Origin of the sequence: Brachybacterium vulturis (assembly GCF_043641765.1) — a bacterium.
Lineage (GTDB): Bacteria > Actinomycetota > Actinomycetes > Actinomycetales > Dermabacteraceae > Brachybacterium > Brachybacterium vulturis_A.
In genome coordinates this window covers 135,851-150,688 of record NZ_JBHZRO010000009.1, presented here as the reverse complement: position 1 = coordinate 150,688, position 14,838 = coordinate 135,851, and the positions used below count along the sequence as shown (strand labels likewise).

Sequence of the window (14,838 nt, the reverse complement as noted above, 5' to 3'; positions counted from 1 at the left end):
GCGCAGGGTGGCACCGGTGGTGACGACGTCGTCGACGATGATCACCGGTTGCGACCGTCGACCGGCGGCGCGCGCCCCCCCCCCCCCCCCGGGGGGGGGGGGGGGCCCCCCCGGGGGGGGCCCCCCCCCCCCGCCGCGGCTCAGCGGGCTTCGGTCGAGGCGACGTCGATGAAGCTGAGCCCGGTCAGGGAGATCGGCTGGAAGTCCACCAGCGTGGTGTCGTCCCATCCGGTCGGCACACTGCGATGGAACAGCGGGTACAGCGGCACCTCGTCGGACAGCAGATCGAACAGCTCGCCCCAGATCCTCTGCTGCTCATCGGGGTCGGAGGCCTGCAGGCCCTGATCCAGGAGGGTCTGCGTCTCCTCGTAGGCGGGCTGGCCCGTCCAGTGCATGCGGTTCTCGGTCCAGACGTCAGCGCCGTACCACCAGCGCATGAGCAGGTCGGGGTCGTTTCCGAACACCGAGGGATCGCCGGGGGCGATCACCACGTCGAAGCTCTCGGGGTTGCCGTCGATCGTGGTGTAGACGTCCGCGGACTGCCGCTGCTCGAACTGCACCTCGACCCCGGCGGCCGAGAGCGACTGCTGGATGATCGGGGTGCACTGGGCCACCCAGTCGTGGTCGGTGCACAGCATCCGGAAGGAGGTCAGTCCGGTCTCTGCGAACAGCGACGTGGCCCGCTCGAGATCCAGCGAGTAGACCGTCGAGGCCTCCTGATAGTTCGGGTGATCCTCCTGCACGAAGCAGGAGGCCGCCTCCGCCTGACCGGCGAGCCCGGTCTGGATGACCTCGTCCATGTCGATCGCGTAGAGGAAGGCCTGGCGATTGCGCACATCGTTGAAGGGGTTGTCGTCGCTGTTGTTGAACATCGCGAACAGCAGGCCGAAACCGCCGACGGACTCGACGGTGCTGGTCCCCTCCAGCTGGTCGATGGACAGGTAGGGGACCGAGTCGATGGCCTGGACGGTCCCGGACTGCAGCGCGTTGGTGCGGGTCGAGGGATCGGGGATCACCTGCCAGCTCATGGTCATCGCCCGGGCGGGCAGCGGGCCGGTGTAGTCGTCGTTGCGCTCGAACTCGACGATGCTCGAGGCCGCGGAGTTGTCGGTCATCCGCCAGGGGCCGGAGCCCACCGGGTTCGAGTCGAAGGCCTCGGGGTCGGCCTCGACCGCCGCCTGGGGCACGATCTTCACGGCCGACAGGCGCTCGGCGAAGACCCCGGTGGGATTGGTCAGGGTGAAGGTGACCGTCTGGTCGTCCACCGCCTCGACCGACTCGATGAACGGGATGAACTGGGAGTACAGCGAGGCGTTCTCCGGGTCCTGGACACGCTCGAAGGAGAACACCACGTCCTGGGCGGTGACCGGCGAGCCGTCGTGGAACACCGCGCCGTCCCGCAGGGTGACGTCGATGCTGGTGCCGTCCGCTGAGGGCAGCTCGGAGGCGAGGGCCGCATAGGCCTCTCGGGTCACGGGATGCAGCTCCGTGAGGCCCTCCAGGGTGTGCCAGTTGACGGCGAGGGTGAGCGCCGAGGTGGTGGTCATCGGGTCGTAGCCGTTGGTGCCGAGCTCGTACCCGATGGCGGCGCTGATGTGACCGTCGGGGTTCTCCTCGCCGGCGGGGGCGTCTCCGCCGGAACCGCCGCCGCTGCCGCCGTCGTCGCTGGGGGCGCAGGCGCCGATGCCGGCAACGATACCGGCCGCGCCGGCGAGGGCCGCGGTGCCGCGGAGGAACCCGCGTCGGCCGAGCCGACTGGTGGGGGTGGAGATCATCGTTGATGCATCCCTTCTGGGGTCAGCCGGCGCAGCACGCGCCGGTTGTCGGACGCCGTCCCCGCGATACGCCGAAAGAGTCGCCGCACTGCGAAGATCAGACGTATGATGTCTGATGACGAAAAGAGTACATCATGGATGAGACGATCGCACCAGCGGGAGATCACGGTCGTGACCGATCGGTGACCTGCAATCGGCAGGACTCAGCAGCTGTGGGCCTCTCCGGGCCATCCCGGTGCGGAGGGAACGGGACGGACATGGGGGGCACGGCATGAACCGACTTGCCGCAGGGCGCAGCGATGGGCCAGGAGGGTCGCCGAGGATCCGCAGCAGGGGGACCGGGAACGTCGCCGTCGAGCGCATCCAGGAGCTGATCCTGGCCGAAGGGCTGACCCCGGGGGACGCGATGCCCACGGAGAGCGCGCTGTGCGAACGGCTGGGGATCTCCCGCTCCTCGGTGCGCGAGGCGATGCGCACGCTGGCCTCCCTGGACATCGTCGAGGTGCGCCACGGTCACGGCACCTTCGTGGGCCAGCTGTCGCTCGCGCCGCTGGTCGACGGGCTCCTGTTCCGGGCCCGGCTCGACGACGGCAACGACCTGCGCGCCCTGCGCGAGGTGATCGAGCTGCGCATCGCGCTCGATCTCTCCGTCGCGGAGCGACTCGTCGAGCGGTACCGGGACACCACCAACCCCGAGCTGGAGGGGCTGATCGCGCAGATGCGCGACCTCGCCTCGGCAGGTCGGCCGTTCCCCGAGGCCGATGCGGCCTTCCACACCGCCCTGTTCTCGTGCCTCGGCAACCGCCTGCTGCGTCAGCTTGCACAGGCCTTCTGGGAGATCCACACCGTCGCCGTTCCGCTCCTCGGGCTCCCCCCGGCCGAGGACATCCTGGACACCGTCGATGCGCATCACGCGATGCTGAGCTCGCTGGAGGCCGGTGACGCCGGGGCGTACCGGGAGGCGGTCCTGGCGCACTACCGGCCGCTGGGCCGGGCGCTGGACGCCGCGGCGTCGGCGCAGGCCGCCCAGGATGCCCCGACACGGACCCCGACGGGATAGCCCGCCGGGCGGCTCCCGGGGCGGCGAGCGCTACCGTGGTGTGCATGACCGACGCCGACGAGACCGCGACGCTCGCAGGACTGGACATCTTCCTGGCCTCCCCGCCGCCCGATCACGAGCAGCAGGAGGCCTTCCTCGACGAGGCCGCCGCCCTCGCCCTGGACGGCCAGCCGATCACCGTCTACCTGCAGGACGAGGACGCCTGGGCCTTCGAGGAGTGCGAGCCGGTGCGGGCGCTGCTCGACTCCGCGGGGGAGGGCGCGCTGCCGATCACGCTGCTGGGCCTGGACATCGTGGTCACCGCGGTCTATCCGAGCACGGAGCAGATGATCCGGTTCGCGCGGGAGGGCGGCGCGCCCCGCACCCCGACCTCGGCCGCCGCGGCGGCCTGCGGGCCGGGCGGCACGCCGACCGGCGGGGCCCCGCTGCCGCGCGAGGCGGGCGGCTTCGCGGCGCAGCTGATGGGCGGCGCGCCGGCACCGGCGCGACCGGAGGGTGGCCCGGACATCGGCGGCCGCTGGAACCTCATGGGCGGCGACCACGGCGATGGACTGCCCGGGGTGGGCTCCGCGGAGCGCTGAGCCGGCGCGGTCCGCGCGGCGGCGAGCGCCTCAGAGCGAGCAGGCCACCCCGTTGAACCCGTGGTTGCAGTAGCCGGAGGGGTTCTTCGCCAGGAACTGCTGCTGCTCGGGCTCGGCCGTGTAGTAGACGCCGTTGCCGGCCTCCGCCAGCGGGAGCAGCTCGGTGCTGATGGCGCCGCGGCCGGCCTCGTCCAGGGCCTGCTGGTAGCGCTGCGCGGAGGAGCGCACCACCTCGCCCTGGGCGGGCGTGGTCCAGTACACGGCGCTGCGGTACTCGGTGCCCACGTCGTTGCCCTGCCGGTTCGCGGTGGTGGGGTCGTGCTGCTCCCAGAACTGGGTGAGCAGGGCGCGCAGGGTGGTCTCGCCGCCGGAGTAGATGACGCGCACGGCCTCGGTGTGGCCGGTGCGGGCGGAGAAGACCTCCTCGTAGGTGGGGTGCGGCGTGTACCCGCCGGCATAGCCCGAGGAGGTGGTGTGGACGCCCGGGACCTGCCAGGCGATCCGTTCGATGCCCCAGAAGCAGCCGCCGGCGAGGATGATCTCCTCGCTGCCGGCGGGCCAGGGCTGCGGGTCGACGGGGGCGTCGGGGCCGAGCATGTCGGTGCCCAGCACGAGGTGCTCGCGCGCCAGCGGGTAGGGGTAGTGGTCGCGGCCGGAGAGCGCGGCCTCGGGCGCGACCATCTCCTTCTTGTGCCCGTACAGGAGGTCCATCATCTGCCACATGCCCCTCACGGTAGCGCTCGCGGGCCGTGCGCGGCGGTCCGGAGCGACGTGGGCCACGCAGTTTCCGCCGAGGGCGGATCAGTTCGTGCGCGGCAGCACGGCGATGACCGATTCGCTCGCCGCCGGTGCGCCCGGCGGGGATCCAGCGCCCGGCGGCGAGCTCATCGGGCCGTGTCCCCGGCCGCGCCCTGGGCAGCCGCGGCGGGATGCGCAGAGGCGACGATCACGGACTGCTCCCCGGCGATGCGGGTGAGGATCAGCGTCGCGGACTCGTCGCCGAAGCGACGGGGGCGCAGCTTGCGCCGCAGCTCCTCGGGCTCCACGGCGGTGCCGCGCTTCTTGATCTCGAGGATCCCCAGCCGGTGCTCGCGCAGATAGGAGGTGAGCCGCTTGAGCCCGAAGGGCATGACGTCGCGCACCGCGTAGCCGCGGGCGAAAGGGGTGGGCGCGTGCGTGTCGCCGGTGAGATAGGCGATGGTCGGATCGAGGGTGCGGGCGTCGAGCTGCACGGCGAGGGTGCCGATCAGACCGGCGCGGATCACCGCGCCGTCGGGCTCGTAGACGTGGTCGCCGAGCGGTCCGGGCTCGGGATCGGCGGCGGTGTCGGCACGGCGGTCCAGTCGGTGGGCGCCGTGGCGGTCCACGAGCACGGCGGAGGAGAGCACGCCCTCCCGGGCCAGCGGCCCGAACCAGGCGGTGGCCTCGAGCACCTGGCCGTGGAAGGAGAGCCACTGCATCTCGACGTCCTCGGGCAGGGCGTCGCGCGCGATGCCGGGGCCGAGCTTCGCCCCCAGCGGGCCGGCCGCACCGTCGTGACCGAGGCGATGGGCGAGGTCGACGACCGTGGACAGCGGCGGTTCGTACTCCTCGGGATCGTGCAGGCGCCGGCTGCCGCCCCGGGCGGGGGCCCGCCGGGCCGGATCCAGCCAGATCCCCTCGGTGTCGCGGGGGTCATGGCCCTCGGCCCGCCCCAACCGGGCACGGGCGTTCGGGAAGGGCATGAGGTTCACGGTGGCCACGGCGACGGTCGCCGGGTCGCGGTCCACGGCCTGCACATCGGTCCCGAGACCCGCCAGCGCCATCGCGTCCCCCCCGATGCCGCAGCCGAGATCCGCGACGCTGGCCACGCCGGCGCGCTGGAAGCGCTCGGCGTGCAGGGCGGCGACCGGCAGGCGGGTGGCCTGCTCGAGGCCGTGCGGGGTGAACAGCATCGAGGAGGCGAACTCCCCGAACTTCTCCGTGGCCCGGGTGCGCAGCCGGGACTGGGTCAGCACCGCGGAGACCAGCTCGGGCGGATGGCCGGCCTCACGCAGCCGGGCGGCCTGTCGCAGCGCGTCGTCCTCGCGATACGGGGGCAGGGAGTTCAGCAGCGCCCAGCCGGCGGGCTGCAGCACGGGTGCGAGCGCGCGGAGCGCCGCCTCGGCATCATCGACAGGGGGCACGACCATGCCCACGAGGGTACCGGTCGGACACCTGTCCGCAGCGACCGGGAGGCGCGGGACCTCCCGGGTCCCGTCAGGCGCGGACGTCGAGCACGAGCTTGCCGCGGGTGTGGCCGTCCTCGAGCCACGCATGCGCCTGCCCGATCTCGCTCAGCGGCAGCACCTCGGAGACCTCGAGCGGGTAGCGGCCGGCGCGGATGCCCTGGGCGAGGCGGTCCAGACGGTCCCGGCCGGGGACGATCACGGGGATCCGCGCCTCGATCCCCCGCTGCAGCGCGGGGGAGAGGTCCGCGAGCGAGGGGAGCGCGACGATCCTGCCGCCGCCGGCGAGCTGGTCGAGGCTGGGCAGGAAGGTCGAGTGGTAGTGGGTGTCCAGCACGACGTCGACGCCGCGGCCGTCCGTGAGCCGCTGGACCTCGGCGGTCCAGTCGCTCTCGTCGTAGGAGATCGGGGTGGCACCGAGCTCGCGGATCCGCTGCGCATTCGCCGAGCGTCCGGTGGCCAGGACCGTCCTCGCGCCGGCCTCCAGCGCCATCGGGATCAGCAGCTGGCCGACACCGCCGGCACCGCCGTGGATCAGCACCGTCTCGCCCTCCGCGATCCCGGCCGTGTCGCGCACGGTCGCGATCGCGGTGAGCCCCACCAGGGCCAGGCCCGCCCAGCGCGGCAGGTCCTCCTCCGGGATCTCCCCGGGGATCGGGGCGAGGTCATCCGCCGAGATCGCGATGACCTCGGCCGCCACGCCGCGCGGGTCGTCCGGGGAACGCATCCCGAACACCCGGGTGCCGACGGTGAGTCCGCGCGAGCCCAGCTCCGCCTCGTCCAGACCGGAACCGGCGCCGATCACCACGCCGGACATCTCCCGGCCCGTGCCGGCCGGGAGCTCGAGCCCCTGCGCCCGCCCGGAGGAGCCGTCGCGGATCTTGAAGTCCAGCGGGTTCAGTCCCGCGAAGGAGACCTGCACCAGCACCTCGTCAGGGGCCGGTGCGGGCACCGCGGCATCCACGTGGAGGGTCAGGACCTCGGGGCCGCCGAAGCGGTCGAATCGGATCTCTCGCATATCCCCATGATGCACCCTGCGCCCCCGGTCCGGCGATGGTGCCGTCACGGTGTCGAGGTCCTCTCGCCGAGAGCCCGGGATGAGGGATCATGGAGGGTGGACGGCCGCTCGTCATCCAGCCACTCCGCCGCCCCGCCACCCAGGAGGATCATGTCCGACCCCCGCCCGGCTCCCCAGCAGTGGCGGGACCTCCTGCTGCGCGAGATCACCCTGCCCTCGGCCGTGGACCAGCTGCCCGCCGAACAGGCCCTCGGCCGGTGCCTCGCCGCCGAGGTGCGCAGTCCGGAGGCGATGCCGTCCGTCCCGATCGCCGCGATGGACGGGTTCGCGGTCCGGCGCGGAGACCTCACCGTCCCCGGCCGGACCACCCTGCCGGTCAGTGCGGAGCTGCCTGCCCGGCCCGGCGCGGTTCCCGCCCTCGCCGCCGGGACCGCAGCGCGCATCATGACCGGCGCGGCCGTGCCGCTCGGCGCGGACGCGGTCGTCGAGGTCGAGGCGACGGACGCCGATCCCTTCGGACCGGTGCCGGCCGCGGTGACCCTCGTCCTCCAGGAGCTTCCGCCCGCGCAGCGGCACGTGCGCGTTCCGGGCGAGGAGGTCGCCCCCGGGGAGCTGCTCGCCGCCGCCGGGGACCGGGTGGGGCCGGGGCTCGTGGGGCTCGCCCGCGCGCTCGGGGTGGCGACTCTGCCCACCCGCCGCCGTCACCGGGTGAGCGTGGTGGTCACGGGGGACGAGCTCACGGCCGAGGCCGAGTCGCCGGGCAGCGTGCGCGAGTCCAACGGGGCCATGCTCGCCGCCGCGCTGCGGGCCGATGGCGCCGAGGCCCGGGCCCCGCTGCACAGCGGGGACGACCATGCCGGGCTGCGTGCCATGCTCGCCCGGGCTGCCGCGGACTCCGACCTGGTGCTGACCACCGGTGGGATCGGCCACGGGGCGTTCGACGTGGTCAAGACCCTGCTGGGTGAGCACGGCAGCAGCACCTCCCGCTTCGCGCACCTCGCCCTGCGGCCCGGCGGCCCGCAGGGGTGGGGCCGACTCGACGGCGGCGTGCCCGTGGTGCACCTGCCCGGCACCCCGGTCGGAGCGCTGGTCGGATTCCACCTCTTCGTCCGGCCGCTCCTGGCGGGGGACGCCGCCGCGGTGGCCACCGTGCTGCTGGGTGACACCACCGCCGACGGCGCTCGCCGACGTCCCGGTGCGGTGCACGCGATGGCCGGCCGCCTGCGCCGTCGGGCGGACGGGCGCGAGGTCGTCGATCTGCTGCCGGGGAGGCGCCTGGCCCCCTACGGGCGGGCCGACGCGATCGTGCTGCGCGGGGCTCCCGGGACCGAGGACGGCTGGGCCCGGGTGGTGCGGCTCTGAGGCTGGGCTCGACTACCGTGGGCCCATGCCTGCGCACACCGCCGTCCATGACCCCGGAGGCACCCTCCACCTGCGTCCCCGCAGCGCCGCCATCATCTGCGCGGTCGTCGGCCTGATCGGTCTCGGTCTCTCCCTGGAGGCGGTGCTCCGTGCCGGCTGGGAGGGTGTGCTGGTGCTGCCCGTGCCACTGTTCGCGCTGGCCCTGGTGTGGATGGTGCTGTGGGCGCCGCAGGTGGTGCTGCACGAGGAGTCCGTCGAGGTGCGCAACGTCCTGCTCACTCACCACCTCCCCTTCGCCGCGATCCAGGAGGTGCGCATCGGCGCGATGCTGCGCTTCGAGGTCACCACCCACCGCGCCGCCACCTCGACCGTCACCGCCTGGAACGCGCCGGCCCTGGGACGAGACGCCCCCTGGCGGCGGGAGGCGACGATGTACGAGCAGAACCTGCGCGGCCGGTCCTCCACCCCGCAGGAGCGGCTGGTCAACGACCAGCAGCGCAGCCGGTCCGCCGTGGTCAAGACGCGCTGGGAGCGCTGGATGGACCGGCGGGACGCGGCGGGGCGCACCCCGGCCGACGAGGCCGAGGGCGTGATGGTCACGACCCCCAACGTCCTGCAGCTCGCCGTGGTGGCGATCCTCGGTCTGCTGGTCCTCGCCCGGGCCGTGCTCTGATCGGGCACGCCTCGCCCGAACGCGCTGGGGCATGAAGGAGGGGCCGGACCGCAGCAGCGGTCCGACCCCTCCTGTCAGGGCAGATCAGGCGGCGATGCCCACCTGGGTCCAGTCGGTCGTCTCGAACTGGGTGGCCCCGGTGTTCACGACGCCCTCCTTGATGGCCACGATGTTCGGCGTGGCGTAGAAGGGGATGACCGTGAAGGTCTCGGCGATGATGCTCGACATCTCGTTGGCGAGCTTCTTGCGCTCGTCGAGATCGAACGCGGCCAGGAGCTTCTCGTTGACCGGACCGATGCGGTCATCGGCGTAGCCGGTGAAGTTCTGACCCGACTCGAGCGGGTAGACCAGGTTCGCGGCGGACGACTCCGGGTAGTTCGAACCGACCCACGAGAAGGTCACCATGTCGAAGGAACCGGGCATGACGTAGTCGGGGAAGTAACCATCCGCGGGGACCGTCTGCAGCTCGCAGTTGAAGCCGATCTCGTTGAGGTTGGTCTGCACCTGGCGGGCACGGTCGGAGTTCGACTTGGTATCGGCCGGGATGATGATCTTCAGGTCCATCGTCTTGCCGTCCTTGGAGCGCTTGTCGCCCTCGAGCACCCAGCCGGCCTCGTCGAGGAGCGTGCCCGCTGCCTCCGGATCGAAGCTGAGCCCGCCCAGAGGCTCGTAGGAGTCCTGGTAGCCGTCCTGACCGGGCATGTAGACGAAGTTGTCCACCAGCACGATCGGTGCTTCGAGCGGGCCCACCACGGCGCGGCCGATGGCGTCGCGATCGATGGCGCGGGCCATCGCCTCACGGACCTTGACGTCCACGAGCAGGCCGTCACCACCGTTGACGTTCATCGTCAGGTGCGTCCAGGTGAGACCGTTCGAGGTCTGGATGGCCGCGTCCTCACGGCTCTTGGCCTGGGAGAGCACGTCACCGGTGCCGACGTCCAGCCAGTCGATCTCACCGTTGGCGAAGGACTGCGGCTGGGTGGTCTGGTCGACGACCTGGAAGATGATGGACTCCAGCTTCGGCGCCCGACCCCACCAGTGCTCATTGCGCTCGAGCGTGACCACGCCGCCGGAGGCGTCGAGGCTCCCCACCTTGAACGGACCCTTGCCCGGGGTCGGCTGGTCGGTGTAGCCGGTGTTGAAGGTCTCCGGATCCGCGTACACCGCGGCCGGGGCACCCGGGTGCACCAGGGTGATCCAGTCGATGAACGGACTGGAGAAGACGATCTCCCCGCTGAACTCGTCATCGGTCTGGGTGATCGACTCGATCTGTTCGGAGCCGACGGTGGAGACCACGAGGAACTCCTCGTTCGTGCCGTTGGTGGCCTTCCACTCCGCGATCAGGTCGTCGACCACGATCGGGTCCCCGTTGTCCCACTTGCCCTCGGGGTTGTACTTGAAGCGGATGGTCTGCGGGTCTTCGCTGACCATCTCGGCCGACTCGACATAGTCGGGGTTGAAGGTCTTCTCGTTGGTCTCCGTGTAGAGGATCGCCGAGTTGCCCTGGTCAGCTCCGCAGGGGGACGCGATCTCGGTGGTGTCGGCGTTGTTGCCGTCCACCTGGGCGCGGTTCCAGTTCGCCGGGAAGGTGAGGATGGCCTTGCGCAGGGTCCCGCCGTCGGGGACCTCGTCGTAGTCCATGCGCTCCCAGGCGGTGGAGGGGAGCTCGCCCTGCTCCTCAGCGGCCTTCTCGTTCTCCTCCGCGGCTTGGGACTGCTGCTCCTCCTCGGTGGCCTGGCCGCCGCAGGCGGCGAGCGCCGCGGCGGAGCCGACCACGCCGGTTCCGGCGAGGAAAAGTCGACGAGTGCTCGTGATCTTCATGGGTTTCTCTCTTCCTGGTGAGATGTGCTGCTCTGCACTGGGTCTCGGGATCTTGTGGACGGGTACTGCGGTCTGGATGGGGTGACGCGGGATCTCAGTCACCGGTGGGGGACAGGGCGGAGATGGCGATGTCATCGAGGCGACCGATCTGGTCGACGTGATGGCAGGCCACCGTGGACTCGCCGTGGGGCAGAGCCACCGGGTCCTCCCCGAGGCACCGCGCCTGGCGGTCCTCGTCGAGGAGGCGGAACAGGGGACAGCGTGAGGCGAAGTTGCAGCCGGGGATGTCCTCGGTGGGGCTGGGAAGATCACCGGTGAGCAGGATCCTCTGCCGTTCCCGCTCGATCGCCGGATCCGGTACCGGGACCGCGCTCATCAGGGCGCGGGTGTAGGGGTGACGAGGGGACTCGTACACCTCCTGCACCGGGCCGTACTCGACGATCCGCCCCAGATACATCACCGCGATCTTGTCGGCGATCTCCCGGATGATGGCCAGGTCATGGGCGACGAACAGGTAGGACAGTCCCAGCCGGTCACGCAGGTCCTGGAGCAGGTTCATCACCCCGGCCTGCACCGACACGTCGAGCGCGGAGACCGGCTCGTCCAGCACCAGCACCTTCGGGTTGGTGATCAGCGAGCGGGCGATGCCGATGCGCTGGCGCTGACCGCCCGAGAACTCGTGCGGATAGCGGTCGGTCATCTCCGGCGCCAGGCCCACCAGCTCGAGCATCTCGACCACGCGCCGGCTCCGCTCCGCGCGGGGGACCCGGTGGACCGTCAGCGGCTCGGCGATGATGTCGCCGACCGGCATCCGCGGATCGACCGCGGCCATCGGATCCTGGAAGACGATCTGCACGTCCTGGCGCATCTCCAGGCGCTCGGCCCTCGAGAGCGTCCCGACGTCCTTCCCGGCCACCTCCAGGCTGCCACGCTGCGGCGTGTCCAGCTCCATGATCTCGAGCGCGGTGGTGGACTTGCCCGAACCGGACTCGCCCACCAGCCCGAGGGTCTCGCCGGGCAGGACCTCGAAGTCCACGCCGTCGACGGCCTTCACGCTGCCCATCACGCGGCGGAACACCGCGCCCTTGTACAGCGGGAAGTGGCGCACCAGGCCCTGGGCGCGGACCACCGGATTCAGGGTGTCCGAGTCCTTGACCTCACGCTCCTCGTGCGGGGGACGCGGGAAGATGTCATCGGGCCGCAGGGTGCCGGCCGCGATCTCGTCGGCCCGGTGGCACGCGACCTCGCGCCCGTCCCCGAGCTCGGCGAGCAGCTCGGGCTCGGTGATGCGGCAGCGATCCTGCACGGCGGGGCAGCGATCCGCGAAGGGGCAGCCCGGCGGCAGGTCGGAGAGGTCCGGTGGGCGCCCCTCGAGAGGGACCAGTCGTTCCTTGCCGGCGGTGAGCATGTTCGGCACCGAGCGCAGCAGGCCCATCGTGTAGGGCATCCGCGGCGCGCGGAAGACCTCGTCGACGGGGCCCTTCTCGACCAGCTTGCCCGCGTACATCACGGCCACCCGGTCCACATTGCCGGCGACGACGCCGAGGTCGTGCGTGATCAGCACGACGGCGGCCCCGGTGACCTCCTTGGCCTTCTGCAGGACCTCGAGGATCTGTGCCTGGATCGTCACGTCCAGCGCGGTGGTGGGCTCATCGGCGATGATCAGCGTGGGGTCGTTCGCGATCGCGATCGCGATCATCGCGCGCTGGCGCATGCCGCCGGAGAACTCGTGCGGGAAGGCCTTGATCCGGCGCTCCGGAGCCGGGATCCCGACGATCTTCAGCAGCTCCACGGCCCGCTTCTCCGCAGTGCGCGGCGTCAGCTTGCTGTCGTGGAGGGTCAGCGCCTCCTGGATCTGCTGGCCCACGGTGTACACCGGCGTCAGCGCCGAGAGCGGATCCTGGAAGATCATCGCGATGTCCCGGCCACGCAGCCGGGACAGCTGACGATCGCTCATCCCCAGCAGGGAATCACCGCGGAAGGTGATGTCGCCGTCGATCTTCGCGGAGCTGGGCAGCAGACCCATCACCGCGAGGGAGGAGACGGACTTGCCGGACCCGGATTCGCCGACGATGCCGAGGAACTCGCCCTCGTCGACGGAGTAGTCCACGCCGCGCACGGCGCGGACGCCGCCGGTGGCGTTGGGGAAGGTGACGGTCAGATCTCTGACCTGCAGCAGAGGCTCAGGCACGGTTCACCTCACTGGTGGGGTCGATGGCGTCGCGCAGGGCGTCCCCCACGAGGGCGACACCGGTCAGCAGCGCGATCAAGAAGGACGCCGGGATCACGAACAGCCACGGGCGGGTGACGGCGGCGCTGGTGCCGTCCTGCAGCAGCGTGCCCAGGGAGACGTCCGGAGCCTGGATGCCCAGGCCGAAGAAGGACAGCGAGGTCTCCGCCAGGATCGCCATGGCGACGCCGAGGGCGCCGTCGATGATCAGCAGGGAGGCGACGTTGGGGATGACGTGGCGGCGCAGGATGGTGGGGGTGCTGACCCCCATGAACCGTGCGGCCTTGACGTACTCGCGCTCCTTGAGCGATTTCGTCTGGTTCTTCACGATCTGGGCCATGATCATCCAGCTGAAGAAGCCGATCGCGAGGACCAGCAGGCCCCAGGCGGGGAGGAAGCCGAGCCACTGGAGGGCGGCCGGCAGGTTGCTGGGGTCGGCGATGGCGGGGGAGACGATCATCAGCACGTAGAAGACCGGCAGCACCAGCAGCAGGTTGATCATCCAGTTGGTGAACATCTCGAACACTCCGCCGAGGTAGCCGGCCAGCGAGCCCATGATCGCTGCGATCAGGGTCGAGGTGGGGGCCGCGAGGAAGCCGATCAGCAGCGACTTGCGCAGCGCCGAGGTCATCGAGGCGTAGAGATCCACGCCGATCGCATCGGTGCCGAAGTAGTGCTGGGCGCTCGGCGGGGAGTTGAAGTTGAAGTTGTCCTGTTCGCCCTGCGCATAGATGTTGAAGAAGTCGCCGAACAGGGCGAAGCCCACGATGATGGCCACGATGACCCCGCCGATGTAGAAGTTCGGCTTGGTCCTGAGCCGCCGCCACACCAGGCGGCTGCGGGAGATCGGACGATGCGGGTTCCGGTTCTGGTCGCCGGCCCCGGTCCTCTCGGAGAGCATGGTCGCGGTGGGGTCGATGTCCTGGGCGAGATCGGTGCTGTGGTCAGCCGGCTGCTGAGCATTCATCGACATGTCAGACCCTCACTCTCGGGTCGAGTGCCGCATAGAGCACTTCGGACAGGGTGGAGCTGAGCAGCAGCAGGACGGCGGTGAAGCAGACGGTGCCGGCCAGCGCGTTGACGTCGGAGGTCTGCACCGCGACGATTCCGTACTTGCCCATGCCGTCCCACGAGAAGATGATCTCGAGGAAGGCCGAGCCGGCCACCAGGGTGCCGAAGCTGTAGGCGAAGTAGGTGGACATCGGGATCAGCGCGACGCGCACCCCGTGCTTGACCAGAGCATGGTTCCGGGTCGCGCCCTTGGCCCGGGCGGTGCGGATGAAGTCGCTGCCCAGCACATCCAGCATCAGGGAGCGCTGGTAGCGCGAGTACCCGGCAGCACCGAAGAGCATCAGCGCGATCGTGGGCAGCAGCAGGTGCACGAACCCGTCCCACACCTGCGGGAAGAAGCCGTCGATGCCCGGCGTGTAGGGACCGGTGAAGCGGATCGCCTGGACACCGATCAGGTCGTTGAAGTTGGTCGCCACGATCATCAGGATCACGCCGCCGACGAAGGTCGGGGTCGAGATGAGGATGAACGAGGAGTAGGAGACGATCTGGTCGGAGGCCTTGTACTGGCGCACCGCGCCCCACACCCCCAGGGTGACGCCGAGGAGCGCGGCCAGCAGGGCGCCCAGCAGGAGCAGGCGCAGGCTCAGACCGGCGCGGCCGAAGATCTCGTTGACCACCCAGTCGCCGTTGAGGTCCTGGCCCAGCTTCTGGGAGAGCGGCTCGAAGAGCACCCGCTGGATCCACCACCAGGTGCGCAGCAGGACCGGATCCTTGTCGTTGATGCCGTAGGCGCTGAGGATGCCGTCGATCGACTCCTCCGGGATCGGGGGGTTGACTCCGAGGTACCGGCGGCGCGGGAAGAAGAAGAGGCTCGCGGCGATGTACGCGAAGACGGTCGCGACGACCGTCAGGATCAGGTAGTTGACGAACCGCCGCAGGATGTACTTGATCATGCAGGGGCCCCCGGAGTGGAGCCCGGGACGATCTCACGGGGGGCCGGGCGGGCGCTGCAGCACCTGCACAGGCGCGCCACGGCTGACGAACGTGATCGCATCGTCGGGATTCCTCACATGGTCGGTGCTCGATCCGCTGCGATGCGG

General features: G+C 70.9%; 12 protein-coding genes. 4 read left to right on the top strand and 8 right to left on the bottom strand.

Features of this window, described 5'->3' with window-relative positions:
* Positions 1 to 140: 140 nt before the first annotated feature.
* Complete coding sequence (locus ACHUEU_RS09275; RefSeq protein ID WP_394215650.1) at positions 141 to 1,775, bottom strand: ABC transporter substrate-binding protein; 1,635 nt, start codon at positions 1,773 to 1,775, stop codon at positions 141 to 143.
* A gap of 271 nt (positions 1,776 to 2,046) precedes the next feature.
* Between ACHUEU_RS09275 and ACHUEU_RS09270 the strand changes: the two genes are divergently transcribed.
* Positions 2,047 to 2,835, top strand: coding sequence for a FadR/GntR family transcriptional regulator (locus ACHUEU_RS09270; protein WP_394215649.1), 789 nt, complete (start codon positions 2,047 to 2,049; stop codon positions 2,833 to 2,835).
* 44 nt (positions 2,836 to 2,879) lie between these two features.
* Positions 2,880 to 3,416, top strand: coding sequence for a hypothetical protein (locus tag ACHUEU_RS09265; RefSeq protein WP_394215648.1), 537 nt, complete (start codon positions 2,880 to 2,882; stop codon positions 3,414 to 3,416).
* Between the two features lie 30 nt (positions 3,417 to 3,446).
* On the opposite strand, the gene msrA is transcribed toward ACHUEU_RS09265, so the two are convergent.
* The 3 genes from msrA to ACHUEU_RS09250 all read right to left on the bottom strand — a co-directional run bounded on the left by msrA (position 3,447) and on the right by ACHUEU_RS09250 (position 6,641).
* The gene (msrA, locus tag ACHUEU_RS09260) at positions 3,447 to 4,139 is read right to left on the bottom strand and encodes a peptide-methionine (S)-S-oxide reductase MsrA (RefSeq protein WP_394215647.1); all 693 of its coding nucleotides are present in this window, start codon (positions 4,137 to 4,139) and stop codon (positions 3,447 to 3,449) included.
* A 161-nt stretch (positions 4,140 to 4,300) separates the two neighbouring features.
* Complete coding sequence (locus ACHUEU_RS09255) at positions 4,301 to 5,587, bottom strand: THUMP-like domain-containing protein (RefSeq protein ID WP_394215646.1); 1,287 nt, start codon at positions 5,585 to 5,587, stop codon at positions 4,301 to 4,303.
* Between the two features lie 67 nt (positions 5,588 to 5,654).
* On the bottom strand, positions 5,655 to 6,641 hold the full coding sequence (locus ACHUEU_RS09250; protein WP_394215645.1) for an NADP-dependent oxidoreductase: 987 nt from the start codon (positions 6,639 to 6,641) through the stop codon (positions 5,655 to 5,657).
* A 150-nt stretch (positions 6,642 to 6,791) separates the two neighbouring features.
* On the opposite strand from ACHUEU_RS09250, the gene ACHUEU_RS09245 reads away from it, so the two are divergent.
* Together ACHUEU_RS09245 and ACHUEU_RS09240 are read left to right on the top strand one after the other, a co-directional pair.
* Positions 6,792 to 8,003 (top strand): molybdopterin molybdotransferase MoeA, encoded by a 1,212-nt coding sequence (locus ACHUEU_RS09245; protein WP_394215644.1) that lies wholly within the window; start codon positions 6,792 to 6,794, stop codon positions 8,001 to 8,003.
* Positions 8,004 to 8,028: 25 nt separating this feature from the next.
* Positions 8,029 to 8,676: a PH domain-containing protein gene (locus tag ACHUEU_RS09240; RefSeq protein ID WP_394215643.1), complete on the top strand. Its 648-nt coding sequence runs from the start codon at positions 8,029 to 8,031 to the stop codon at positions 8,674 to 8,676.
* Between the two features lie 84 nt (positions 8,677 to 8,760).
* Here the strand turns inward: ACHUEU_RS09240 and ACHUEU_RS09235 are convergent, their stop codons facing one another.
* From ACHUEU_RS09235 to ACHUEU_RS09220, 4 genes are all read right to left on the bottom strand, one after another.
* On the bottom strand, positions 8,761 to 10,497 hold the full coding sequence (locus tag ACHUEU_RS09235) for an ABC transporter family substrate-binding protein (RefSeq protein WP_394215641.1): 1,737 nt from the start codon (positions 10,495 to 10,497) through the stop codon (positions 8,761 to 8,763).
* A gap of 94 nt (positions 10,498 to 10,591) precedes the next feature.
* Positions 10,592 to 12,688 (bottom strand): ABC transporter ATP-binding protein, encoded by a 2,097-nt coding sequence (locus ACHUEU_RS09230; protein ID WP_394215640.1) that lies wholly within the window; start codon positions 12,686 to 12,688, stop codon positions 10,592 to 10,594.
* Positions 12,681 to 13,700, bottom strand: coding sequence for an ABC transporter permease (locus ACHUEU_RS09225; RefSeq protein WP_394215638.1), 1,020 nt, complete (start codon positions 13,698 to 13,700; stop codon positions 12,681 to 12,683). Before ACHUEU_RS09225 ends, ACHUEU_RS09230 begins: the two co-directional genes overlap by 8 nt.
* Position 13,701: 1 nt before the next feature.
* A complete protein-coding gene (locus ACHUEU_RS09220) occupies positions 13,702 to 14,691 on the bottom strand; it encodes an ABC transporter permease (RefSeq protein ID WP_394215637.1) in 990 nt (329 codons plus the stop codon).
* Positions 14,692 to 14,838 lie beyond the last annotated feature (147 nt).